Raw genomic sequence first — 24493 nt, forward strand, 5'->3', positions numbered from 1 at the left:
AAATGAGCACTCCCGTTTCCCCCGGCGCGAGGACGCGCACCCCCGGGGACCCGTACTACATCACGACAGCGATCGCCTACCCCAACGGCGACCCGCACGTCGGACACGCCTACGAATACATCGCCACCGACGCGATCGCGCGGTTCAAGCGACTCGACGGCTTCGACGTGCGCTTCCTGACCGGCACCGACGTACACGGCCTCAAGATGGCGGAGACGGCGGCGGCAGAAGGCATTCCGACCGCGGAGTTGGCCCGTCGCAACTCCGACGTGTTCCAGCGGATGCAGGAGCGACTGAACATCTCGTTCGACCGGTTCATCCGCACCTCCGACGCCGACCACTACGAGGCGTCCAAGGAGATCTGGCGCCGGATGAACGAGGCCGGCGACATTTATCTGGACGCCTACAAGGGCTGGTATTCGGTGCGCGACGAGCGCTACTTCACCGAAGCCGAGACGACCGTCAGTCCCGACGGTGAGCGCATCGCCACGGAGACCGGCGCGCCGGTGCGGTGGACCGAGGAGCAGACGTACTTCTTCCGGCTCTCGGCCTACGCCGATCGGTTGCTCGCCCACTACGAGGCGCATCCGGAGTTCATCGAACCCGAGGTGCGCCGCAACGAGGTGGTCAGCTTCGTCTCCGGTGGGCTACGTGACTTCTCGATATCGCGGACGACGTTCGACTGGGGTGTGCCGGTACCGGACCATCCCGACCACGTGATGTACGTCTGGGTCGACGCGTTGACCAACTACCTGACCGGCGTCGGCTTCCCCGACACGTCCTCGGAGCTGTTCCAGCGGTTCTGGCCGGCCGATCTGCACATGATCGGCAAGGACATCATCCGGTTCCACACGGTCTACTGGCCGGCGTTCCTGATGTCGGCGGGAATCGAATTGCCGCACAAGGTCTTTGTGCACGGATTCCTGCTCAACCGCGGCGAGAAGATGAGTAAGTCGGTGGGCAACGTGGTCGATCCGCTGAACCTGATCGACACGTTCGGCGTCGATCAGGTGCGCTACTTCTTCCTGCGCGAGGTGCCGTTCGGGCAGGACGGCAGTTACAGCGAGGACGCGATCATCGGCCGCATCAATGCCGACCTGGCCAACGAGCTGGGCAATTTGGCGCAGCGTTCATTGTCGATGGTTGCCAAGAACCTCGACGGAAAGGTCCCCGAGCCAAGCGATTTCACCGCAGACGACAAGGCGCTGCTGGACGCCGCGGACGCGCTGCTGGACCGGGTGCGCGGTCATTACGACGCCACCGCAATGCATCTCGCCTTGGAGTCGATCTGGTCGGTGCTGTCCGCCGCGAACAAGTACTTCTCGGCGCAGGAGCCGTGGGTGTTGCGCAAGAACGACGAGGATCGGTTCCGCACCGTGCTCTACACGACGCTGGAAACGGTGCGCATCGCCGCGCTGCTCGCCCAGCCGGTGATGCCGGAGTCGACGGGAAAGCTGCTTGGCCTGCTCGGCCAGGCCGACGATCAACGCAGCTTCGCGGCGATCGGCGCGCGGCTGGTGCCAGGCACCCCGCTGCCCGCGCCGGTCGGCGTGTTCCCGCGCTACCAAGCGGAGTCATAGCAAGCGCAATCTCGGCGGTACGTCGCGGCAATCTCGGAGTAATGGTCGGCGACTTGTCTTGTCACCCATGACCGACATGTTTCATCTGGGCTGGTTTCTCAACTTCGTCGCCGACGAGTGGAACGGAAACTGGGGTGACGGCGGGCGCGACTTCACCGGCGACTTCTACGTCGAGCTGGCCAAGGATCTCGAACGCGCCAAGTTCGACTTCGTGCTGATCGAGGACAAGCTGATGGTGTCGACGGCCTACGGCGGCACGATGGAACACGATCTCAAACACGGCGTGAACCCCAAGCACGATCCGGTTCCACTCGCCGTGTTGATGGCCAACGCCACCACCCGCCTCGGCGTGATCCCGACGATGTCGACGACGTTCTACCCGCCGTTCCTGCTGGCTCGGCTGTGCAGCACCGTCGACCACATCGCACGCGGCCGGTTCGGCTGGAACGTCGTCACCTCCGCGGAGGACCGCTCGGCGCAGAACTTCGGCATGGACAAGCTCTACGAACACGACGAGCGCTATGCGCGGGCCGCCGAGTACATGGAAGTGGTCAGCCAGCTGTGGGAGTCGTGGGAGCCCGACGCGATCGAACGGGACCACACCACAGGCACTTACGCCAATTACAAGAAGGTGCACACGATCGACTTCGAGGGCAAGTACTACAAGGTGCGCGGCCCGCTGAACACCGCACCGTCACCGCAGTACCGCCCGACCATCGCGCAGGCGGGCGCTTCACCGCCGGGGCGGGCACTGGCGGCGAAGCACGCGGACACCATCGTCGCGCCCGCCAACGGCGTCGAGGCGATGCGGGCCTACCGCGACGACATCCACGCCAGGATGACGGCCATCGGCCGCGACCCGTCGGACTGCAAGTTGCTGTTCCTGGTGTCGCCGATCGTCGCCGATACGCACGACGAGGCGGTGGCAAAGGCGCAGCGCTGGTTCACCAGCCCGACCTACATCGAGTACATGCTGGCCGAGATCTCCTCCATCACCGAAATCGACTTCTCCCAGTTCGATCTCGACGAGCCGCTGCCCGAGGTGTGGACGAACGGCGAACGCGGCACCCTGGAGAGCTTCGTAGCCAGGGGTAGGGACAAGACGCTTCGCGAATTGGTCACCAACTCCGGCATGATCGGCGGCAACGTGCAGTTCTGCGGCACGCCTGAGGAAGTGGCCGACGAGATGGCCGAGGTGATGACTCAGGTCGGCGGCGACGGCTTCCTGATCACCAGCCCGGTGATGCGGTTGAACCGCCGCTACGTCACCGAGATCACCGACGGCCTGGTGCCCGAGTTGCAGAAGCGTGGCCTCACCCGCCGCGAGTACACCAAGACGATGCTGCGCGATCACCTGCGGGAGTTCTGAGCGTGGTGTGATTCGGGTCACCCCCTGTCACGTCGCCGCGGTCGGCGGTGTCTTGAGGGCATGACTGATCACAACGGAAACACGAAGGTCGTCGTCATCGGCGGCGGCTATGCAGGAACGCTGGCGGCCAACCACCTACGGATGCGCGACGACGTCGACATCACGCTGGTCAACCCCCGCCCCCAGTTCGTGGAGCGGATCCGGCTGCACCAGCTCGTCGCGGGCACTCACAACGCCACCGCGGACTATGGCAGCCTCCTCGGGGAGGGCATCGACCTGGTCGTCGACACCGCCACCCGGATCGACACCACGAACCGCACCGTGCGGTTCGCCTCCGGCCGCACGGCGTTGGACTACGACTACGTCATCTACGCGGTCGGCAGCACGGCGGCGGTTCCCGCATCGGTGCCCGGTGCAGCCGAATTCGCTTATCCGATCGCCGAATTGGAGCCGGCGCAACGGCTGCGTGCCGCCATCGACGAGCTGCACCCTGACGCGCCGGTGACCGTTGTCGGCGCCGGGCTGACCGGCATCGAAGCAGCCACCGAGCTCGCCGAGCAGGGCCGCAAGGTCACTCTCGTCTGCGGTGGCCAGCTGGGCCCGTACCTGTCCGAAGGGGGCCGCCGTTCGATGGCCAAGGTGCTGCGCAAGCTGGGTGTCACGGTGCTCGAGGCTGACGTGGTCGCCGAGGTACGGAGCGGCGCGGTGGTGTTCGCCGACGGTGCGATCCGTCCGAGCGCGGTCACCATCTGGACGGCCGGGTTCGGGGTGCCCGGCCTGGCCGCCGACAGCGGTCTGCGCACCGACGCGGCGGGCAGGTTGCTCACCGACGAGACGCTGACGAGTGTGGACGATCCGCGGATCGTTGCCGCGGGCGACTGCGCCTCCCCGTCGGGTGTGCCGCTGCGGATGAGCTGCCAGTCCGCCTCACCGCTGGGCGCGCAGGCTGCCAACACCGTGCTGAGCCGGATCGCGGGCACCGAGCCTGCGGTCATCGACCAGGCGTTCAGCGGGGCGTGCATCAGCCTGGGCCGCAAGTCCGCCATCGTGCAGGTCGCCCGCAAGGACGACACGGCGGTCAACGTCTACTTCACCGGACGCTTCGTCGCCCCCGTCAAGGAGGCGATCTGCAAGGGCACGCTGTGGGCGCTGCGCCGGGAGGCCACCAAGCCGGGGTCGGCGTTCTGGTTCAAGGGCGGACGGCACGTCGAGCAGGCGGCGCTGGCACCGCAGGTGGCGAGCGAGAAGTGACGGGGCAGAGGATCCGAGTCGTCGTCGGCGGCGGTTATGCGGTCGAAATGGCCTCCGGCGACGTGTTGCACTACGACTATCTCGTCTATGCCGTCGGCAGCGTCGGGGCGGTGCCCGCATCGGTGCCCGGCGCTGCCGAATTCGCCTATCCGATAAGCGAATTCGAGCAGGCACAGCGGCTCACCAACCGGCTTGCCGACGTGCCGACATCGGCGCCGGCGGTGGTGGTCGGCGGGCGGGCTGACCAGTGTTTCGGATCCGCGCATCGTCGGCGCAGGCGACGCGGTGTCACCGTCGCGGTTGCCCTACCGGATGAGCTGCCAGGCCGCGCTGCCGCTCGGCGCGCAGGCCGCCGACACCTGGTTGAGCCGCATCGCCGGAGAACCGGCCGCCGAGGTGAACCATGCGATGGCCGCCCAGTGCATCAGCCTGGGCAGGCATGCCGGCACGTTCCAGGTCAACGACAAGGACGACTCGCCGCGACGGCTCTACATCGGCGGCCGGCTCGGTGCCGTGGTCGAGGAGCAGGTGTGCCGCTATACCCTGAAATGGCTTCGCGGTGAAGCCGAGAAGCCGGGCACCTACTCCTGGAAGGAATGGCCCGAACGTTCCCAGCTTGTCGCCGAGACCGCACAGGTGGAGAGGGTCTGATGACCACACCGGATGACGAACACGCCGAACGATTCACCGCATTGCGACCGCTGCTGTTCACGATCGCCTACGAAATCCTGGGCAGCGCAACGGAATCCGACGACGTGCTGCAAGAAAGCTATCTGCGCTGGGCGAAGGTGGACCTGTCGACGGTGCAGGACACCAAGGCCTACCTCGCCCAGCTCGTCACCCGGCAGTCGCTCAACGCGCTGCGCGCGCAGTCCCGCAGGCGCGAGGAGTACGTCGGCCCGTGGTTGCCAGAGCCGGTGATGGTCGAAGCCAAGGACGCCTCGACCGATGTCGTTCTGGCCGAATCGGTTTCAATGGCGATGCTGGTGGTGTTGGAGACGTTGAGCCCCGACGAGCGGGCGGTGTTCGTGCTGCATGAGGTGTTCGGCTTCAGCCACGACGAGATCGCCTCCACCATCGGGAAGTCGACGGTCGCCGTTCGACAGATGGCCCACCGCGCCCGCTCGCATGTGCAATCGCGGCGCAAGCGGTTCGAACCCGTCGACCCGAAGCTGTCCATGGAGATCACCACGCGCTTCTTCACCGCGGCATCCACCGGAGACGTCGACGCGCTGCTGGAGATGCTCTCGCCGGACGTGGTCTGGACCGCCGACAGCGACGGCAAGGTCAGCGCTGCCCGGCGGCCGATCGTCGGCGCCGACCGGGTGGCCCGCGTGATCGTCGGGTTGATGCGGGTGGCAGGCGAGCAGGGCCGCATCGAGCCCGCCACGTACAACAACGCCCCTGCGCTGAACCTCTACCTCGGCGACAGCTTCGAAGGCGTGATCACGGTCGAGATCGTCGACGGCAAGATCACCCACTTCTATGCGATGCGCAACCCCGAGAAGCTGGTCGGCATCACCGTGCCGCGGAAGATCAGCCGGTAGCGCAGCGCCGAATCAGCGGGGTGAGCCGGTAGTCCACCAGTTCGCGCATGACCAGCGCGGTGTTGGTGCGTTCCACCCCGTCGATGGCCAGGATCTGGCCCGCGATGCGGTACAGGTCGTCGGCGTCGGTGGCGACGACCTGCACCAGCAGATCCGTTTGCCCGCTCAGGCCCTGCACCTGGATGACTTCGGGAATGCCGTCGAGGGCGGCGGCCACCTCGTCGAGAAGACGCTGGTGCACCTGGGTCGTGACGTAGGCGGTCAGCGGATAGCCCAGCGATTTGGGCGACACCCGTCGCTCATGGGAATGCAGGCGCTCGTCGAGCCGGGTCAGCCTGGCCTGCACGGTGTTTCGGGACAGACCGGTCTGCTCGGCCAGCGCGACGGTGGTGGCCCGCGGATCGTCGTTGAGCGCGAGAAGAAGCCGCGCGTCCGTCGGGTCGAGTCGGCCTGGGCTGGGCATGCTGCTCACTTTCCACGCAGGGACGAACGTCCTGTCTGAGCATAATGCTCTAGCCAGGACGCTTCGATTGCGCATTCTAGCGATTGCTGCTGCACTGAAGTGTGCAAACTGCAACATCGCTTCTGACCGAGATCGAACGCCGCGTGCTGTGGCTGTCCACCGCGATGATCCACCACGCCAACCGGGTGCGCCCCAATCCGTCGGGCCTCAAGGTCGGCGGACACCAGGCGTCGAGCGCATCGATGGTGACGATCATGACCGCGCTGTGGTTCAACCACCTTCAGGCAGACGACCGGGTGTCGGTCAAGCCGCACGCATCGCCGGTGCTGCACGCGATCAACTACCTGCTCGGCGAACTGGACGAGGCGTACCTGCCTCGACTGCGCGAATTCGGCGGCCTGCAAAGCTATCCCAGCCGCAGCAAGGACCCCGACCCCGTCGACTACTCGACGGGATCCGTCGGCATCGGCGCCACCGCCCCGATCTGGGGCGCGCTGGCGCGTCGCTACGTCGAATCCACCCTCGGCGGTGCGGGCACCGGGAGGCAGTACTCGTTGTTGGGCGATGCCGAACTCGACGAAGGAGCGGTGTGGGAGGCGATCCTCGATCCGGCGGTCGCCGAACTCGGCGAGATCGTCTGGATCGTCGACCTCAATCGGCAGTCGCTCGACCGGGTGGTGCCGATCCTGGCCGCGGATCGTCTTCAGCGGATGTTCGGCGCGGCGGGCTGGCAGGTGCTGACCATCAAGTACGGCGGACTGCTGGAGGAGTTGTTCGCCCGACCCGGCGGCGACGCGCTGCGGGCAAGGATCGACGCCATGCCGAACCCCGAATATCAGCGCCTGCTGCGCTGCGATGCGGCCCAGCTTCGCGAGCGGCTGCCCGACGGCAGCGCGGAAATAGCAGGTCTGCTAAAGGAAGTCGACGACGGCAAGCTGCTGGAGGCCATTCGCAACCTCGGCGGGCACGATCTGAACGCCGTCGACGACGCGTTGCGGGCCATCGACGACTCCAGGCCGACGGTCATCTTCGCCTACACCGTCAAGGGCAAGGGGTTACCGATCGAAGGCCACCCGCAGAACCACTCCTCGGTGCTGTCCGACGAGCAATTCCGAACGCTGGCCGCGGATTTGGGCGCCGATGTGGACGCGCCGTGGACCCGCTTCCCGTCGGACAGCCCGCAGGCCGACCTGTGTGCGGCGACCGCGCGCCGACTACGTCGCCCCGACGTAGCGCTCACCGCGCCGCCCGCGATCCCCACCGACATCGGCCGCACACCGTCGGGCACCGCGACCACCCAGGCCGCGCTGGGCCGCGTGCTGCTCGACCTCACCCGCGAGGCGCCGGATGCCGCCCGTCGGATCGTGACCGTCAGCCCCGACGTGAGTTCCACGACGAATTTGGGCGGCTGGCTGAACAAGGTCGGCGTGTGGTCACCCGCCGAGCGTGTCGACTGGTTCGCCGACGACCGCGAGACCATCCTGCACTGGCGCGAGAAGCCAACCGGACAGCACATCGAGCTCGGCATCGCCGAGACGAATCTCGTTGGCGCCCTTGGCGAACTGGGTGCGACATGGAGCCGGTGGGGCCAGCCGCTGCTGCCCATCGGGGTGCTGTACGACCCGTTCGTCGCGCGCGCGCTGGAGCCGTGGTCGTTCGGTATCTACGCGGGCGGCCAGTCGATCCTGGTCGGCACCCCGTCCGGTGTGAGCCTGGCTTCCGAGGGCGGGGCGCATCAGTCGGTCACCACGCCGTCGATCGGACTGGAGCAGCCGGGATGCCTCAGCTACGAGCCGGCCTTCGCGCTCGACGTCGAATGGATTCTGTTGGACTGTCTGGCCAAGCTCGGCAAGGCCGACGGCACGTCGTCGTATCTGCGGCTGTCCACCCGCCCGGTCGACCAGACGCTCGCCGATGTGCCGGTGGATCCCGCGGCGCGGGAGCGGCGCCGCCGCCAGGCCATCGCGGGCGCCTATCCGCTTCGCCGTGTCGACGCACCTGCGGTGACGATCGCCGCGATGGGGGCACTGGTCACCGAAGCGCTCGCCGCTGCCGACCGCCTCACCGCAGACGGCGTGGCCGCCGACGTCGTCTGCGTCACCAGCCCCGGGCTGCTCTTCGAGGCGCTGCAGGCGAGGCGCGGCCGGGGGGACGCGCCAACCTGGATCCTCGAGCAGGCGTTCCCGGCACGACGGGCGACGCCGCTGGTCACGGTTCTCGACGGACACCCGCACACGCTGGAGTTCCTCACCTCGATCAACGGTGTCCGCGGGACCGCGCTGGGGGTCAGCAGGTTCGGCCAATCCGGCGGTTTGGACGACGTCTATCGGCTCCACGGCATCGACGTCGAGGCCATCGTGCGCGCGGCGCTGGACGTGCTTGACTGACTGCGTGCGCATCGAGCGGCTCGGCGATTTGGGCAGCGCCCCCGAGGTATTGCGCGCCGTCGCCGCGGGCGCGCGGCGATGCGGACTGCCTGCACCTGCCGCGCTGATCGGCGACTGGTTCGGCTCCGCTGCCGTCATCGCGCCATCGCTCGGCGCCGTTGCCGTCGACCATGTGTTCGCGGTGCCGACGGGCGCCTCCGACGGCCCGGTCGGCGGCGGCTGGTTCGGCTATCTGTCGTATCCGGACCCGGGTGTCGACGGCCTCGGCCCACGCATCCCCGAAGCGGCCGGCGGCTGGTCCGACTGCGTGCTGCGACAGGACCGCGACGGGCGGTGGTGGTACGAAAGTCTGTCCGGCGCTGGGCTTCCGGAGTGGGTGGCCGATGCGCTTCGGATGCGTACACCCGTCGGCGAATGCCACATCGCATGGCAGGCAGCGGACCGCGATGCACACCGCCGCGGTGTGCTCGAATGCCTGGAAGCCATTGCGGCGGGCGAAATCTACCAGGCGTGCGTGTGCACGCAGTTCCTCGGCCGTATCGACGGTGCGCCGATCGACTTCTTCGTCGAGGCGGCAGCGCGCACCACTCCGGCGCGGGCGGCGTATGTGGCGGGCGAGTGGGGGGCGGTGGCGTCGTTGTCACCGGAACTGTTCCTGCGGCGCTGCGGCGAGTCGGTGACGTCGAGTCCGATCAAGGGCACGCTGCCGCGGTCGGCGGATCCCGCGGCGCTCCGGGCGTCGATCAAGGATGTCGCGGAGAACATCATGATCGTCGACCTGGTGCGCAACGATTTGGGCCGCGTCGCGATGACGGGGTCGGTGACGGTGCCGGAGTTGTTGGCGGTCGAACCGGCGCCTGGCGTATGGCATCTGGTGTCGACGGTGAGAGCGCGTGTCGGGATCGGCGTGCCGATGGGTGCAGTGCTCGACGCGGCGTTCCCGCCTGCGTCGGTGACAGGCACACCGAAACTGCGCGCCCGTCAGCTGCTGCGCGCCTGGGAACCGCACCGCCGCGGAATTTATTGCGGCACACTCGGATTGGCGTCACCTGTGGCGGGTTGCGAACTCAACGTCGCGATCCGCACGGTCGAGTTCGACGCCCGCGGCAACGCGGTGCTCGGCGTCGGCGGCGGCATCACCGCGGACTCCGACCCTGACCGCGAATGGGACGAGTGTCTGCACAAGGCGGCACCGTTCATCGATATTGCCGGCATCGCGCAACGAGTATCTGGGCCAGCCGTTCCGGTTCGCTGACCATCAGGCAGTGACAGGTGTCCATCTCGATCAGAGTCTGCACCCCGCCGAGGGCCTCCATGCTCGCCCGTTGTTGTTTCGGCGACAGGGCCTTATCGCGCAACGTCAGGATCCACGTCCGCGGCACATCGGTGGGCATGTCCCGCCGGGACACATTCTCCGCGAGCATTCGTGCCGATTCCGCGTGGAGTCTGCCGTCCATGAATTTCCGCCTGGCACGAGACACTCCATTGAGATAGGTGAATCGCACCCCCCACGAAGGTGTTTCGCTCAGGCCGCCCCGCCGAGCGTTTCGCCGGGCAAGCGGTGCCAACGGACCTGTCAGCGTGTCAACGAGTGACCTGCTCTCGGGTGGCACGAATGCGGTCGCAAAGATCATCTCGCGCACCGTCGCGGCGCCGAGTGTGGCGGCCACGCCGGGGATGGTCAACCCGGCCAGCGAATGCCCGACTAGCACGATCCCGTCCAGGCCCGCGTCCTCGATGTCAGCGACCACAGAATCCACGAAGTCGGCGATTGTGATGGTCATCAGATCTGCCGGCTTGCCGCGCCGACCAGGCAAGTCGACCGCCAGCACTCTCAGTTCCGGTGCCTGCCGCTGAATTTCGTCGATCGTGAGATCCCAGGAATCTGCGGCGAGCCCACCGCCATGAACCAGCACCAGTGCGGGTGGCGCCATGGCGGACCCCCTCATTGCCGTGAGCGCAGAACCGCATCGTAGAGCTCACGCCGTGACGGTGAACCCGGATTGGCCTCGACGACCCGCGCGCATGCGTCCTTCACTCGTGCACCAGCTTTGACGAGCGCGTCCACTTCGGCCACCAGCGTCGCAACGTCGGCCGTCGGCGTCGCCCCGGCGAGCACGACGGTGATCTCGCCGAGCACGCCGTTGTTCGCCCATTCGGCGAGTTCGCCGAGCGTGCCGCGGCGGATCTCCTCGTGCGTCTTGGTCAGCTCGCGGCACACCACCGCGCGGCGCCCAGGCCCCAGCACCTCGACGGCGGCCGCGAGCGTGTCCGCGAGCCGCCGCGGGGACTCGAAGAACACACAGGTGCGCGGTTCGGCGGCCAACGCCTTGAACCACGACAGCCGCGCCGACTGCTTGCGCGGCGCGAACCCCTCGAAGCAGAACCGCTCCGACGGCAGTCCGGACACCGCAAGCGCCGTCGTCACCGCCGAGGGGCCAGGCAGGCAGCTGACCGGCAGGTCAGCCTCGATGCACGCCGTCACCAGCCGGTAGCCGGGGTCGCTGATCAGCGGCATGCCGGCGTCGCTGACCAGCAGCACCGTCGCGCCTGCGCGCATGTCGGTCACCAGCGCGGGGACCCGGGTGGCCTCGTTGGCGTCGTAGAGGCTGAGCACCTTGCCGGTCGGCTTGACCTCGAGCGCCTGGGCCAGCGCGCGGATCCGGCGGGTGTCCTCGGCAGCGATCACATTGGCGCTCGCCAGCGCCTTGACCAGCCGCGCGGAGGCATCCGACGGCTGGCCCAGCGGCGTGGCGGCGATAAGCAGTCGGCCGGCACTCATTCCCCACAGCCTACGATCGCACTCGTGACAGCTACCGCCACAGAAGCGCGCGCGGTCCCCGTCATCAGTCCCGCGCCCCTGGTACCGGTTGCTGACTTCGGGCCGGTCGACCGGCTGCAGGGCTGGGCGATGACGGCCGTGATGACCGCGTTGGCGGCGATCACCCGTTTCCTGAATCTCGGCTCGCCGACCGATGCGGGCACGCCGATCTTCGACGAGAAGCACTACGCGCCGCAGGCCTGGCAGGTGCTGCACAACCACGGCGTCGAGGACAACCCCGGCTACGGCCTGGTGGTGCACCCGCCGGTGGGCAAGCAACTGATCGCGATCGGCGAGGCGATGTTCGGCTACAACGGGCTGGGCTGGCGGTTCTCCGGCGCGGTCTGCGGCGTGATCGTCGTGCTGCTGGTCGTGCGGATCGGGCGGCGGATCAGCCGCTCGACGTTGGTGGGCGGGATGGCAGGCCTGTTGCTGATCTGCGACGGCGTCAGCTTTGTCGCGTCGCGCACCGCGCTGCTGGACGGCTTTTTGGTGGTGTTCGTGGTGGCGGCGTTCGGCTGCTTGATCGTCGACCGCGACCAGGTGCGCGAGCGGATGCACGTCGCGCTGTTGGAAGGCCGCATCGGCGAAACGCCGTGGGGCCCGCGGCTCGGCGTGCGGTGGTGGCGGTTCGGCGCGGGTGTGCTGCTCGGATTGGCTTGTGCGACAAAGTGGTCGGGGTTGTACTTCATCGTCTTCTACGGTCTGATGACGCTGGCGTTCGACATCAATGCGCGCAGGCAGTACCGGGTGCCCCGACCGTGGGTCGGCGCGTTTCGCCGCGACCTGGGCCCGTCGTTGTATGCGTTGGTGCTGATCCCGTTCGGGGTGTACCTGGCGTCGTATGCGCCGTGGTTCGCGTCGGAGACCGCGGTGAACCGGCATGAAGTCGGCAATTCGATCGGGCCGGACAGCGTGCTGCCGCTGCCCGATGCGGTGCGCTCGCTGTGGCATTACACACATGCGGCGTACAAGTTCCACGCCGGGCTGACCAACGCCGACGGCAACCACCATCCGTGGGAGTCGAAGCCGTGGACGTGGCCGATGTCGTTGCGGCCGGTGTTGTACGCGATCGACAACCAGAACGTGCCGGGCTGCGGCGCGCAGTCGTGTGTCAAAGCCGTGATGCTGGTCGGCACGCCCGCGATGTGGTTCATCGCGGTGCCGGTGTTGGCGTGGGCGGTGTGGCGGGCGTTCGTCAAGCGCGACTGGCGCTACGCGGTGCTGTTGGTGGGCTACAACGCCGGATTCCTGCCGTGGTTCGCCGACATCGACCGGCAGATGTACTTCTTCTATGCGGCGACGATGGCGCCGTTTTTGACGCTGATCATCGCGATGATCCTCGGCGACATCCTGCACAAGCCGAATCAGAACCCGGAGCGACGAACGCTCGGGCTGATCGCCGTGTGCTGTTATCTCGCACTTGTGGTCACGAACTTCGCGTGGATGTATCCGATCCTCACGGGCCTGCCGATCTCGCAGGCGACGTGGAATATGCAGATCTGGCTACCCAGCTGGCGCTGACTTGTTGGGTTGCTGCGCCGAAATAGAATTCCGGGTCGCGAAATTCGGTTGTTAACAACCCTGGCGTCTGTTTCGCCGAACTGTCGGACGACCTATGCACCATCACGCCATGGACGACGTCTTCATCGGCAGCGAAGCGATCGCGAGCGGTGCCATCACCCGTGGCCAGCTGCGGTCGAGGTATCGCCCCATCTACCCGGATGTGTATCAGCGGAAGTCCGTCGCCTCCTCACTGCGGGTCAACACGAAAGGTGCGTGGCTCTGGTCCAAAAGCAGAGGCGTCATCACTGGCAGAGCGGCGGCGGCACTGCACGGCGCGCTGTGGGTTGACAAGATGGCACCAGTCGAAATGCTGTGGCAGAACTGCAATCCGCCGCCGGGTATCGTATGTCGCGACGAGCGGTTCAGTCGCGACGAGGTCGTCGAGATGAACGGTATGGCCGTCGCGGCATTACATCGGACAGCGTTCGATCTGGGAAGGCATCTGCCCCGCCTCAAGGCCGTCCAACACCTCGATGCACTTGCCCGTGCAACGGGGCTGCAACCCGAACACGTGTTGCCACTGGCCGACCGATACAAGGGCGCTCGCGGTGTGCGGCTGCTGAAGGAAGCACTCGATTTAATGGACGCCGGTGCCGAGTCGCCGCAGGAGACGAGGACGCGACTCGTCCTGATCGACGGCGGCTTTCCGCGCCCGATCACGCAGATTCCAGTGCCGAATGACAGCGGAGGAACGTTCTACCTCGATATGGGGTGGGACGACATCATGCTCGCGGTCGAATACGACGGCGACCACCACCGGTCCGACCCTGACCAATGGGCCAGGGACATCGCGCGATTGGAGGAGTTACAGCGCAGAGGCTGGATCGTCATTCGGGTAATCGCAGGACAGCGTCCTGCCTACATCCGGTACCGCGTCCGACAAGCGTGGGCGCAACGCGAAACAGAAGCCAGGGCTGTCATCGCGTGAAAACAGCGACCCAGAATTCTATTTCGCCGCATCAGGCGCCTCAGAGCGGGTCGCGGGCGGCCGGGCACGACATGCAGCGCGGCCCGCCGCGGCCGGTGCCCAACTCCGACGCCGCGATCGGCAGCACCTCGATGCCCGCATCGGCGAGCCGCGCATTGGTTTCCGCGTTGCGTTCGTATGCGACCACCACACCGGGCGCCAGCGCCAGCGTGTTGTTGCCGTCGTCCCACTGCTCGCGCTCGGCGGTCACCGGGTCCAGCCCCGTCGCGATCACCCGCAGCTTGTCGATCTGCATCGCCTTGGCGGCGGCCTCCACGAACAACTCAGCATCGTCGATCTGCACCCCGCCCTGCCCGTCGCGGTGAATCGTGAACGCCGACAACGTGTCCACAATATTCGGATACATCACCGCCGCGTCGACGTCGACCATCGTGCACACCGTGTCCAGATGCATCTGCGCACGCTCCTGCGCGATCGGCACCGCCAACACCGTGTGCGCCAGATCGTCGTCGAACAGGCTGCGCGCCAACGCTTCCGCGCCCGCAGGCGTCGTCCGCTCCCCCACTCCGACCGCGACCACGCCCGGTGCCAGCAGCAGCACGTCGCCGCCCTCGACCGGCGCCGACCGCGACTCGTACGCTCGTCGCACCCCGAGAAAGCGCGGGTGATGCGCATAGATCAGATCCGTCAGCGACGTCTCCCGCACCCTGGCAGGCAACGCCAGCGACGTGATCGCGACTCGCGGGCCGATCCAGAACGACGAGTCACGGGTGAACAACAGATTCGGCAGCGGGTCGATGACGAAGTCCCCGCCGTGGTGCATCCGTCGCACCAGCGACAGATCGCCACCGCTGAGCGGCAACTCGTTGAACGTCATCCCCGCCGTCAACACCCGCGCCAACGGAGCGGCGTCCAGCGTCCGCAGATACGTCGAAAGCTCCTGCGCCAACGGCAGTCCCAGCCTTCGCGCATCGACAGCAGCCGAAATCCCGTGCATCCGCGCCGCGCCGCTGTGTGACAGCGCCTCGGTCAGCAGATCCGCCAGCAGCAGCACCTCCACCCCACGCGACGCGAGCACCTCCGCGAACGCGTCGTGCTCCTCCTGCGCCTTGGACACCCACGGCAGTCCGTCGAACAGCAGCGCATCGTTGTTGCGCGGGGTCAGCCGCTGCAACTCGGCGCCAGGGCGGTGCAGAATGACGGTCCGCAGCGTGCCGACCTCGGAGTCGCAGCCCAACTTCACACCTAGCACCTTAACTATGGTTGAGCTCATGGAGCTGATTCACGAACTCACTCCCGGCGAGATGTCGCAGCGCAGTGGCGTCGCCGTTTCGGCACTGCACTTCTACGAACGCGAAGGCCTCATCGCCAGCAAGCGCACCAGCGGCAACCAACGCCGCTACGCACGGGAAACACTGCGACGAGTGGCATTCATCCGGATGTCCCAACGCCTCGGCATCCCGCTGGCCCGCATCCGCGAAGCCCTGGCCACCCTACCCACCGACCGCGTGCCGACCAGTAAGGACTGGGCCAAACTCTCGGCCGGCTGGCGGCAGGACCTCGACGACCGCATCCTGCACCTGCAACGGTTGCGCGACAACCTCGCGGGCTGCATCGGCTGCGGCTGCCTCAGCCTCAAGACCTGCGCCCTGACCAACCCCGGAGACAAGCTCGCCGAACAAGGCCCAGGCGCCGTTCGGCTCTAGCGCTCGAACGCTTGTGCGATAGAATCGCGGCCATGGAGCTGGCGCTTCAAAGCTCTCTGTTCGAGCACGCCGAACGCCGCGACCTCGGAAACGGCGCGTGGGTCGAGGTGCGCTCGGGCTGGCTCACGGACTCCGAAGGGCTGTTCGAGGAACTGCGCGACACCATCCCGTGGCGCGCCGAGCGCAGGCAGATGTATGAACGCGTGCTCGACGTGCCTCGGCTGGTCAGCTTCCACCACCTGATCGACGACCCCGTGCCGCATCCACGGCTCAAGCAGATGCGCCGCCGGCTCAACGACACCTACGGCGGTGAACTCGGCGAACCGTTCACCACAGCGGGGTTGTGCCTGTACCGCGACGGCAACGACAGCGTCGCTTGGCATGGCGACCGGATCGGCCGGAGCAGCACCGAGGACACCATGGTGGCGATCGTGAGCCTCGGTGCCACAAGGGTTTTCGCGCTACGCCCGAAGGGGGGCGGCAAGTCGCTACGGCTGGCACACCGACACGGTGACCTGTTGGTGATGGGCGGATCGTGCCAGCGCACCTGGGAGCATGCGATTCCGAAGACGACGCGCCCGGTCGGCCCGCGGATCAGTATCCAGTTCCGCCCGCACGACGTGCGCTAACTCTTGACGGCAGCCACCGCCGCGGTCAGCAGGTCCCGCGCCCGCTGCGTGTTGACCGGCGCGACCGGCTTGCCGGGCACCACCAGCGGGTTGGCCGTGACGATCACCATGAACGTGCCGAAGCTCGCGGTGTAGTTGTACAGCTCACCGGTGCGCGGCTTGCCGTCCACGGTGGTCTGCACCACCCGGTGCATCCCGAGCGTGTGCACCCCGTCGATGTGCGGCGCGTCCACCACCTCGACCAGTCCGCGCACACCCGGTCCGGTGAACCCCACCTTCCTGCAGTTCTGCGCGGGATCTTCGCGTGTCACCGCCTCCGACGTCTCGACCGCCATCGCGATGAACCGGTTGCCGTCGCCCTCGGCGGTGGTGGCCGCCATGTTGCCCTTCACGCCCGCGGGCACCACCTGCTGGCTGGCCGCCTTCCCGCAGTCCGCCGGATCGAACGTCATCCCCTGCGGCAGCGGCTGCGGTCCCAGCAGCCGCGGGTCGATACCCGTCGGGCCGACGCTGGTCACCTTGAACTCCGACCCGAAGCTCGACTTCACGTTGGCCACGTGGGCGATGTCCGCATGCAAGACATCCTCGTCTGCGGATTGTCCGGTCGCGCACGCAGTCAACAGACCTGCGCACGCAACGACAATCATCGCCATCCGGTTCGACATCGCCGCCAATGTACCTGCAGGCACCCGGTCAACCGCGTAACGCCGACACCGTTTTCACCAGCAAGTCCGACGCGAACTGAAGTCCTAGTTGAGGATTCGGTGATCCCGGATCGCGGACCACAGTGACGAATGCGACGTAGTCGCCCAGGTAGGCGGTGAACGTATCCGCGTGCGAATGGGTTTCGGTGCCGCCCTCGACGACCGTGGTCATCGACGTCGCCAACCCGACCGTCGCCGCCCCCGCGATCGTCGGCGCCGCCACGAACCCGACCGTGCCCGTGGTGTGTCCGGCCGATGCCGTCCACTGGCCGCAATCGGTGCGCAGGGCAGGGTCGAGCGACGCCGCCGACGCGGCGACCGCCGCGTAGACGATCCCGCCGGGCCCCGACGCCGACCACCCCTTGGTCGCCGCCGCGCCGGACGCCGGATCCGCCAACGCACCGCAGGGCGGCGGATCCGCGGTCCACTGCGGGCCGAGCCCCCATAAGGCAACCGGGGCCGCCCTGGCCGGCAGTGCGGCCACCTCATATCCCGCGGGCAGGGCGGCGCGCACCTGCCCGATCCGCGCCGGATCGACCGCACCGGGGGTGGTGCCGGGCGACGTTGACGGCGCCGACGACGGCGACTGACCGCACGCCGCCAGCCAGAGTGACGTCGTCGCTGCGAGCCAGGCAAACAGCCGCACGCCCGTTGATACCACAGAGATTGCTTAGAAAAAGCCTGCAACGTCCTGTGTCCGCAAAACGAATAACAGGTACCAGGCAAACAACAGAATGGAGACTGTCATGCGCGCAGGCTGGGGTGTGACAGCAACGATCACGGCGGGCGTCATGCTCGTGTCGGCAGGAATCGCTGCGGCGGAGCCCACCCAACAGGGCAACGCGTACCAGACGATCGGCCAACTCGAGGACGAGGGCTACGACGTCATCATCGACCGCGTCGGAAATGCGCCGCTGAACCAGTGTCTGGTCACCAGTGTTCGCAATCCGCAGACCCAGACCCGGACGTTCTGGGTCGATGAGGGAAAGCGGCGTCGACTCGTGACGGTCGTCGTCAGCAGGTCCATCAACGTCACCATCAATTGCGACGTATAGACGTATAACGGACTCATGCGAGCGGCATTTCTAGCGCCGGCGCTCGCGTTGGCACTCACGCCGACCGGTGTCGCGTCGGCCGACCCAACGCCTTCAGGCGGGGCCGAAGAGACAATCGCGCGACTGGAGTCGGAAGGTTATCAGGTGATCGTCGATCGGGTCGGCGATGGAGATCTGTCACAGTGCCAGGTGACAGACGTCCGCCATCCGCAGACGCTGACCCAGACCATTGTCACCGGTCACGATCACAACCGCGACGTCGTCACCGTTGTCACAAGCAAGTCGATCCATGTGACGCTCGATTGCGGCGCCTGAGGGTGTTGGAATCAATCTGCGCGACTGCAGGTTTGGCCAGGTGTGAAGCACGGCGGATCAGCGCGTTGACTTCTGCCGCGATCGCAGGAGGGGCGTTCGTTGCGCCGGCCCTTGACCTTCCGGCGGGTGGGACGGCGGCGCCGTCGGGTATCGGTTCAACGAACTGTTGAACAACGGGTTCAAGGTCGTCCTCAACAAACTGGGCGCCGCACCGCTGGATCATTGCACGGCCGACTCGGTGCGCCCCGGTGAAAGGGTCACCCAACCGGTCTGGGAGGGCACCGCCGCGGGCGACCAGATCGTGTTTCAGATGGTTTACCTGACCGCGAGGTGCTAGCCGCTTTGCCGGGTCTGACCTGTCGATTTTGATGCGGTCGATGTTTGCCGACCGTAGGCTACGCCCGAGATTTCCAATCGACAGGAGACCCAATGTCACGTTCACTTCGGGCCGGCCTGATCGCCGTGGCGGCGATCGCAGTCGGTGTAGGGCTATCCGGCTGCGGCTCGGATACCAAATCCGAGCCCTCGTCAGTAGCGGAAACCTCCAGTTCCGCCTCGGAGACCAGCACCACCAGCAAGGCGGCACCGTCGACGTCGGCGCAGGCTGCCGGGCCGAACAAGACGATCGTGGACTACATCAAGGAAAACGGCATCGTCGAAACCCCGGTGCACCGGGGAGATGCCGGCACACCGACGATCGACCTACCGGTCCCGGCTGGGTGGGAGGACGCAGGCAACAAAGCGCCAGAGTGGGCCTACGGTGCGATGCTCGCATCCGATCCGGCGTTCGCCCAAAATCCGCCGACCATCATCGCGCTGGTGTCGAAGCTGGCAGGCAACGTCGACCCGGCGAAGATCCTGGAGTTCGCGCCGGGTGAGATCAAGAATCTGCCGAGTTACGAAGGAGCGGCAGAGGGCAGCCCGAGCACGCTCGGCGGATTCGACGCCACGCAGATCGGCGGCACGTACACCAAAGAGGGTGTCAAGCGGGCGATCGCCCAGAAGACCGTCGTGATCCCCGGTCAGGACGGGCTGTACGTGTTGCAGCTCAACGCCGATGGCACCGAGGACCAGATGGGCGCGTTGATGGATGCGACGTCCGTGATCGACGAGCAGACGACGATCACGCCTTAACCCGTCAGGCCCGTGAAACCGCCGACGCCTCTTTGATCTGGTCGGCGGTGGGCCGCACCCCGGTGTAGCGCTCGAACTGCGCCGCGGCCTGCAGCGCGATCACTTCTGCGCCGGTGACCACCTTGACGCCTGCCGCGCGAGCGGCCTTGATCAGCGGCGTCTCGGCCGGCAGCGCCACCACGTCGAAGACGACGGACGCCTTGGCGATCGTCGCATCGTGGAACGCCTGCTCGTTTTCCTCTGGGCCGCCTGCCATTCCGATCGGCGTGACGTTGACGACAATCGGTGCGGAACGGTCCGCGGCGTCGGATGTGAAATCATAGTCCAACCGGCCAGCGAGGGCGCGTCCCGCCTCGAGGTTGCGCGCCACGACGATGCCCGAATGAAAACCGCTGTCGCGGAACGCGGCTCCGACCGCGTTGGCCATGCCGCCGCTGCCGCGGATCAGCACGGTGTCGTCGGGGTTCAGCCCGTTGTCGCCGATGAGTTCCTGCACCGCAAGGTAATCGGTGTTCGACGCGGTCAACCGGCCGTTGTCGTTGACGATCGTGTTGACCGAGTGGATCGCCTGCGCGGACGGTTCCACCTCGTCGACGAGCGGTATCACCGCTTCCTTGAACGGCATCGACACCGAACAACCGCGGATACCGAGTGCGCGCACCCCGCCGATCGCCGCGGCGATGTCGGTGGTGGTAAATGCCTTGTAGATGAAGTCGAGGCCGAGTTGCTCGTACAGATGATTGTGGAACCTGGTCCCGATGTTGCTCGGCCTGGCCGCGAGCGAGATGCACAACGTGGTGTCCTTGGACAGCGGCGGTCGCATCAGCCGATCACCTTGACAACCTGTGCGGTCATGTTGCGAATCTGTCTCGTCAACTCAGGTGTGAACGGCGGATTCGGCGCCCTGGGCACGTCGATGTCGGTGGTGACGACGCCGAGGTCGTCACGGTGCCATTCGGCGCCGAAGCGGTCCAGGATCGCCCTCATCGCATAATTGTCGCTGAGCACTCGTGCGGTAAAGCGTTGCACGCCATGGTAATCCGCCGCCACCGCGAGCGCGCCCATCAAGAAGGTACCGATGCCCCTGCCCTGGTAGGCATCGCCGACGATGAACGCGACTTCCGCGGTGGTGGGGTCGACCTCATCACGCACGAAACGTGCATCGGCGACCACGGGACCATCGAAACCGTCGGTCATCACCCACACGAAGTGGTGGATGTAGTCGACCTCGAACAGGTACCGCATCAACGACTTCGTCGGGTTACGCGGCGTCTGGAAGCGGCGGTACAGCGTCTCGCTGGAGAACTCGACCTGGCCGCTGGCGGTGCGCTCGTTGTCGCCCGGCAGCACGGGCCGAAGATGCAACTGCGTGCCGTCGCGCATCCGCACCGGAATCGGCGTGATGTACGCCGCCAGACGCTGACGTCCGATGCGCAGCAGCTTGTCGAGCATGCCGGGTAGCTCGAGCATCGTGGCGAACGCGTCGCGATCGCCCACCCAACCGGTAAGCGGCTCCTTCGCGATCACGGTTGCCGTGCGGGGACCGTTGCGGAGCAACGCGATCTCCCCTGCGATCAGACCCGGCGCGATCTCGGCCACCGTGTCGTGGCCGTCGACGCCTGCGTGGGTCACCTCGGCACGTCCGGATCCGATGATCAGGAAAGAAACCGCGAGTTCGCCCTGCTGCATCAGCACCTGGCCCGCCGCCGCGACCAGCGGGCGCAATTGCGCGGCCAGCGGGACGAGAGCCTCGGTGGTGCAGCCCGCAAAGACTTCCAGCGCGGCCAGTTCGTCCGCGCGGACATCCGTCAGGCCTGACACCTCACGAGGCTACGGCGTGCGCCGCGCGACGGGCAACAGAGCGCAACCGACGGGTTTGCAGGACGAATCGTCGCTTTAATTACCCAACCGTCGAATCTGCGGATAGTGTGGCGTTGCTCGAATTCACGCCTGGCGCTGGCCAGAAGGAAGGTAACGCCCACAACCATGAGAAACTTCTCACTTCCGGCTGTCATTCGCGAGCGTGCCAGCCTGCAGCCCAATGACACCGCGTTCACCTACATCGATTACGAACGCGACTGGGACGGGTTTGCTGAGACCCTCACTTGGTTGCAGTTGTACCGGCGAACGCTCAATGTTGCGCACCAGTTGAGGTTTTGCGGCACCACTGGCGACCGGGCGGTGATCCTGGCACCGCAGGGCCTCGACTACATCGTGGCGTTCCTCGGTGCCATGGAGGCAGGGCGCATCCCCGTGCCGCTGTCGCTGCCGATGGGCGGCGCCACCGACGAGCGCGTGACTTCTGTGCTGGCCGACGCGACGCCGACCGTCGTGCTGACGACATCGGCCGTTGTCGACACCCTCGCCAGCCACATCCAGTCGGACACCGGGACGCCCGCGCCGTCGATCATCGAAGTCGACCAACTCGACACCGCGAACGCGCCGAGTCGCCGCGTCAACGGCAACGGCGATCCCAGCATCGCCTACCTGCAATACACCTCGGGTTCGACGCGGATGCCTGCGGGCGTCATGGTCACCAACGAGAACATCCGGGCGAACTTCGAGCAGATCTGCGCCGCCTACTTCCTGGAGTACGGAAAGGTCGCCCCGGCCGATACGACCTTCGTGTCGTGGCTGCCCTTCTATCACGACATGGGCCTGTTCGTCGGTGTCCTCATGCCGATCCTGACCGGACGTCCGGGTGTGCTGTTCAGCCCGGCGACGTTCCTGCAGCGGCCTGCGCGATGGGTTCAGTTGCTGGCCAAGAACACTCGCGCATTCTCGGCAGCCCCGAACTTCGCCTTCGACCTGGCGGTGCGGCGCACCACCGACGACGACATGGCCGGCCTCGACCTCGGCAACGTGTTGACCATCCTCAGCGGCAGCGAACGGGTGCAGCCCGCGACCATCCGGCGGTTCACCGAGCGGTTCAACCGCTACAACCTGCGCAGCAGCATGATCCGGCCGTCGTACGGAATGGCGGAAGCCGCCGTGTATCTGGCCTCCCGCACACCGGCGCAGCCGCCCGAAGTCGTGCACTTCGACGCGGAGAAGTTGTCGGCGGGCGAGGCGATCCGCACCGATATCACCGGCGGCGCAACACTTTTGGCTTATGGGATGCCCGATTCGCCGCTCCTGCGGATCGTCGACCCTGAGACCGGTGCCGAATGCCCACAGGGCAAGGTGGGCGAGATCTGGGCGCACGGTGAGAACATCGCCCCCGGCTACTGGGAAAGGTCCGAGGAAACCAACCGCGCGTTCGGGGCGACGATCTCGGCCCTGTCGCCCGACACTCCCGAAAAGCCCTGGCTGCGAACCGGCGACCTCGGCTTCGTGTCGGAGAACGAGCTGTTCATCATCGGCCGCATCAAGGACCTGCTGATCGTCTACGGGCGCAACCACTCCCCCGACGACATCGAAGCGACCATCAACGAGATCACCCGGGGGCGGTGCGCGGCGATATCGGTGCCTGGCGAGCGATCAGAACAGCTCGTCGCGATCATCGAGGTGAAGAACCGCGCCGAATCGTTCGACGACGGGATGGAAGCCTTCGGCATGGTCAAGCGCGAAGTGACCTCGGCGATCTCGAATTCGCACGGTCTTTCCGTCGCGGATCTCGTTCTGGTTCCCCCGGGTTCGATCCCGACGACGACCAGCGGCAAGGTCAGGCGCGCAGCGTGCGTCGAGCACTACCGGCACGGGCGCTTCGCACGCCTGGATGCATAGGCTGGGCCGGTTGGGTCCGCACCGATGAGATTCGCGCTGGCGATTCATGGCAGTCGCGGTGACGTCGAACCCGTTGCCGCGGTGGGTCAGGAGCTACAGCGCCGGGGACACGAAGTCCGGATGGCGGTGCCGCCCAATCTCGTTGGGTTCGTCGAATCGGTCGGCCTTCCTGTGGTCGAGTACGGACCCGACTCGCAGGAGCTGATCGACGACGATTTCGTGCACAACTACTGGAAGATGCAGCCGTTGCGGTTCGTGCGTGCGTTCTCCGAGTACGTCAGCCGCGGCTGGCAGGAGATGGGCGCGACGCTGAAATCGCAGGCCGATGGCGCCGATCTGGTGTTGACCGGGACGATCTATCAAGGCGTCGCCGTCAATGTCGCTGAGTACTACGGCATTCCGTTGGCGGCGCTGCACTTCTTCCCGCAGCGGGCCAACGGCCACCTGATTCCGCGCGTGCCCGCTGTCCTGACCCGGTCGGCGATTTCCGCCGTGTGGTGGTGGTACTGGCGCATGACCAAGAACGCCGACGACACGCAACGCCGGGAACTCGGCTTGCCGCCGGCCGTCGACTCGTTGTCGAAGCGGATCACCGGCAGCGGCGCGTTGGAGATTCAGGCCTACGAGCACCTGTGCTTCCCCGGCCTTGCGGCCGAATGGCAGGGCCGCTGGCCGTTCATCGGTGCCCTGACGCTGCAGTTGCCGACGGCCACGGACTCCGATGTGGTGTCGTGGATCGGTCGCGGTGACCCGCCGATCTACTTCGGCTTCGGCAGCATGCCGGTCAAGTCCGCGGCCGGTACCGTCGCGATGATCAGCGCGGCGTGCGCGGAACTCGGTGAGCGCGCGTTGATCTGCTCGGGTTGGGCGGACTTCGGCGACATTCCGGAATCCGACGATGTGAAGGTCGTGCCGTTGGTCAACCACGGCGCCGTCTTTCCGCTGTGCCGCGCCGTCGTCCATCACGGCGGCGCCGGCACCACCGCCGCGGGACTGCGGGCCGGTGTGCCTACGCTGATCCTGTGGGTGACCTCGGATCAACCGATCTGGGCCGCGCAGGTCAGTCAGTTGAAAGTCGGCCACGGACACCGCTTTTCCAGCGTCAGCAAGAAGTCGCTGGTTTCCGACCTGCGCCGGATCCTCGCACCGTCATACACGGAAAGGGCCCGCGCGATTGCCCGTGAGATGACCACACCGGCGACCAGCGTCGCCGCCGCCGCAGACCTTCTCGAAGAGTCTGTTCGGATGAAACCTGTCAACACGATGAGTGAGGCTTGAGTGGCTACACAACGCCCAATTGAACTGATGAAGC

The 24493-nt window shown here is 66.6% G+C and carries 25 protein-coding genes; 17 read left to right on the top strand and 8 right to left on the bottom strand.

The genetic code is table 11. The annotated features are described in order from the left end of the window. Positions 1 to 2 precede the first annotated feature (2 nt). From metG to A5724_RS31445, 5 genes are all read left to right on the top strand, one after another. A complete protein-coding gene (gene metG / locus A5724_RS31425; protein WP_067811817.1) occupies positions 3 to 1580 on the top strand; it encodes a methionine--tRNA ligase in 1578 nt (525 codons plus the stop codon). Positions 1581 to 1647: 67 nt separating this feature from the next. Further along, positions 1648 to 2949 (top strand): NtaA/DmoA family FMN-dependent monooxygenase, encoded by a 1302-nt coding sequence (locus A5724_RS31430; protein ID WP_067811819.1) that lies wholly within the window; start codon positions 1648 to 1650, stop codon positions 2947 to 2949. A 60-nt stretch (positions 2950 to 3009) separates the two neighbouring features. Next, the gene (locus A5724_RS31435) at positions 3010 to 4200 is read left to right on the top strand and encodes an NAD(P)/FAD-dependent oxidoreductase (RefSeq protein WP_067811821.1); all 1191 of its coding nucleotides are present in this window, start codon (positions 3010 to 3012) and stop codon (positions 4198 to 4200) included. A gap of 192 nt (positions 4201 to 4392) precedes the next feature. Beyond that, positions 4393 to 4851, top strand: a complete 459-nt coding sequence (locus A5724_RS31440) for a hypothetical protein (protein WP_067811823.1) — start codon at positions 4393 to 4395, stop codon at positions 4849 to 4851. Next, positions 4851 to 5747, top strand: a complete 897-nt coding sequence (locus A5724_RS31445; protein WP_067811825.1) for an RNA polymerase sigma-70 factor — start codon at positions 4851 to 4853, stop codon at positions 5745 to 5747. Before A5724_RS31440 ends, A5724_RS31445 begins: the two co-directional genes overlap by 1 nt. Here the strand turns inward: A5724_RS31445 and A5724_RS31450 are convergent. Next, entirely contained in the window at positions 5737 to 6210 is a 474-nt protein-coding gene (locus A5724_RS31450; RefSeq protein WP_067811827.1) for an Lrp/AsnC family transcriptional regulator, read from the bottom strand. The genes A5724_RS31445 and A5724_RS31450 overlap by 11 nt on opposite strands. A gap of 101 nt (positions 6211 to 6311) precedes the next feature. On the opposite strand from A5724_RS31450, the gene A5724_RS31455 reads away from it, so the two are divergent. Both A5724_RS31455 and A5724_RS31460 read left to right on the top strand, forming a co-directional pair. Next, positions 6312 to 8597 carry a pyruvate dehydrogenase gene (locus A5724_RS31455; RefSeq protein WP_232005038.1) on the top strand — a complete coding sequence of 762 codons (2286 nt, stop codon included), beginning with the start codon at positions 6312 to 6314 and terminating at the stop codon, positions 8595 to 8597. 4 nt (positions 8598 to 8601) lie between these two features. Beyond that, positions 8602 to 9852 (top strand): aminodeoxychorismate synthase component I, encoded by a 1251-nt coding sequence (locus A5724_RS31460; protein ID WP_067812025.1) that lies wholly within the window; start codon positions 8602 to 8604, stop codon positions 9850 to 9852. Here A5724_RS31460 and A5724_RS31465 read toward each other — a convergent pair. Together A5724_RS31465 and rsmI are read right to left on the bottom strand one after the other, a co-directional pair. After that, positions 9794 to 10531 carry an alpha/beta fold hydrolase gene (locus A5724_RS31465; RefSeq protein WP_067811828.1) on the bottom strand — a complete coding sequence of 246 codons (738 nt, stop codon included), beginning with the start codon at positions 10529 to 10531 and terminating at the stop codon, positions 9794 to 9796. The two genes, A5724_RS31460 and A5724_RS31465, sit on opposite strands and share 59 nt — an antisense overlap. An 11-nt stretch (positions 10532 to 10542) precedes the next feature. Continuing rightward, complete coding sequence (gene rsmI, locus A5724_RS31470; protein WP_067811829.1) at positions 10543 to 11379, bottom strand: 16S rRNA (cytidine(1402)-2'-O)-methyltransferase; 837 nt, start codon at positions 11377 to 11379, stop codon at positions 10543 to 10545. Positions 11380 to 11403: 24 nt separating this feature from the next. Between rsmI and A5724_RS31475 the strand changes: the two genes are divergently transcribed. Then, the gene (locus tag A5724_RS31475; RefSeq protein WP_067811830.1) at positions 11404 to 12942 is read left to right on the top strand and encodes a dolichyl-phosphate-mannose--protein mannosyltransferase; all 1539 of its coding nucleotides are present in this window, start codon (positions 11404 to 11406) and stop codon (positions 12940 to 12942) included. Between the two features lie 109 nt (positions 12943 to 13051). After that, a complete protein-coding gene (locus A5724_RS31480) occupies positions 13052 to 13912 on the top strand; it encodes an endonuclease domain-containing protein (protein ID WP_067811831.1) in 861 nt (286 codons plus the stop codon). 40 nt (positions 13913 to 13952) lie between these two features. Here A5724_RS31480 and arcA read toward each other — a convergent pair whose 3' ends face one another. Beyond that, on the bottom strand, positions 13953 to 15185 hold the full coding sequence (gene arcA / locus A5724_RS31485) for an arginine deiminase (protein ID WP_197518867.1): 1233 nt from the start codon (positions 15183 to 15185) through the stop codon (positions 13953 to 13955). Between arcA and soxR the strand changes: the two genes are divergently transcribed. Together soxR and A5724_RS31495 are read left to right on the top strand one after the other, a co-directional pair. Next, positions 15184 to 15618, top strand: coding sequence for a redox-sensitive transcriptional activator SoxR (gene soxR, locus A5724_RS31490; protein ID WP_067811834.1), 435 nt, complete (start codon positions 15184 to 15186; stop codon positions 15616 to 15618). The two genes, arcA and soxR, sit on opposite strands and share 2 nt — an antisense overlap. A gap of 32 nt (positions 15619 to 15650) precedes the next feature. After that, the gene (locus A5724_RS31495) at positions 15651 to 16247 is read left to right on the top strand and encodes an alpha-ketoglutarate-dependent dioxygenase AlkB (protein WP_067811836.1); all 597 of its coding nucleotides are present in this window, start codon (positions 15651 to 15653) and stop codon (positions 16245 to 16247) included. On the opposite strand, the gene A5724_RS31500 is transcribed toward A5724_RS31495, so the two are convergent. Then, complete coding sequence (locus A5724_RS31500) at positions 16244 to 16912, bottom strand: DUF5642 family protein (protein ID WP_067811838.1); 669 nt, start codon at positions 16910 to 16912, stop codon at positions 16244 to 16246. The two genes, A5724_RS31495 and A5724_RS31500, sit on opposite strands and share 4 nt — an antisense overlap. 28 nt (positions 16913 to 16940) lie before the next feature. Then, entirely contained in the window at positions 16941 to 17597 is a 657-nt protein-coding gene (locus tag A5724_RS31505) for a DUF5642 family protein (protein WP_067811840.1), read from the bottom strand. Between the two features lie 100 nt (positions 17598 to 17697). Here A5724_RS31505 and A5724_RS31510 point away from each other — a divergent pair, with 100 nt between their 5' ends. The 4 genes from A5724_RS31510 to A5724_RS31520 all read left to right on the top strand — a co-directional run bounded on the left by A5724_RS31510 (position 17698) and on the right by A5724_RS31520 (position 19455). Beyond that, positions 17698 to 18006 (top strand): hypothetical protein, encoded by a 309-nt coding sequence (locus A5724_RS31510; RefSeq protein WP_067812027.1) that lies wholly within the window; start codon positions 17698 to 17700, stop codon positions 18004 to 18006. A gap of 15 nt (positions 18007 to 18021) precedes the next feature. Beyond that, positions 18022 to 18321: a hypothetical protein gene (locus A5724_RS31515; protein ID WP_067811845.1), complete on the top strand. Its 300-nt coding sequence runs from the start codon at positions 18022 to 18024 to the stop codon at positions 18319 to 18321. 166 nt (positions 18322 to 18487) lie between these two features. Continuing rightward, positions 18488 to 18658 (top strand): hypothetical protein, encoded by a 171-nt coding sequence (locus A5724_RS34850; protein WP_232005039.1) that lies wholly within the window; start codon positions 18488 to 18490, stop codon positions 18656 to 18658. A gap of 92 nt (positions 18659 to 18750) precedes the next feature. After that, positions 18751 to 19455, top strand: a complete 705-nt coding sequence (locus tag A5724_RS31520; RefSeq protein ID WP_067811847.1) for an LpqN/LpqT family lipoprotein — start codon at positions 18751 to 18753, stop codon at positions 19453 to 19455. Positions 19456 to 19459: 4 nt separating this feature from the next. Here A5724_RS31520 and A5724_RS31525 read toward each other — a convergent pair whose 3' ends face one another. Beyond that, the gene (locus tag A5724_RS31525; protein ID WP_197518868.1) at positions 19460 to 20278 is read right to left on the bottom strand and encodes a shikimate 5-dehydrogenase; all 819 of its coding nucleotides are present in this window, start codon (positions 20276 to 20278) and stop codon (positions 19460 to 19462) included. Then, the gene (locus A5724_RS31530) at positions 20278 to 21276 is read right to left on the bottom strand and encodes a GNAT family N-acetyltransferase (protein ID WP_067811851.1); all 999 of its coding nucleotides are present in this window, start codon (positions 21274 to 21276) and stop codon (positions 20278 to 20280) included. Before A5724_RS31530 ends, A5724_RS31525 begins: the two co-directional genes overlap by 1 nt. Positions 21277 to 21441: 165 nt before the next feature. Here A5724_RS31530 and A5724_RS31535 point away from each other — a divergent pair, with 165 nt between their 5' ends. Together A5724_RS31535 and A5724_RS31540 are read left to right on the top strand one after the other, a co-directional pair. Next, on the top strand, positions 21442 to 23181 hold the full coding sequence (locus A5724_RS31535; protein ID WP_067811853.1) for an AMP-binding protein: 1740 nt from the start codon (positions 21442 to 21444) through the stop codon (positions 23179 to 23181). A 24-nt stretch (positions 23182 to 23205) separates the two neighbouring features. Beyond that, complete coding sequence (locus A5724_RS31540; RefSeq protein ID WP_067811855.1) at positions 23206 to 24459, top strand: glycosyltransferase; 1254 nt, start codon at positions 23206 to 23208, stop codon at positions 24457 to 24459. The last annotated feature ends 34 nt before the right edge of the window (positions 24460 to 24493 follow it).

It is taken from the genome of Mycobacterium sp. ACS1612 (assembly GCF_001667505.1).
Taxonomy (GTDB): Bacteria; Actinomycetota; Actinomycetes; order Mycobacteriales; family Mycobacteriaceae; genus Mycobacterium.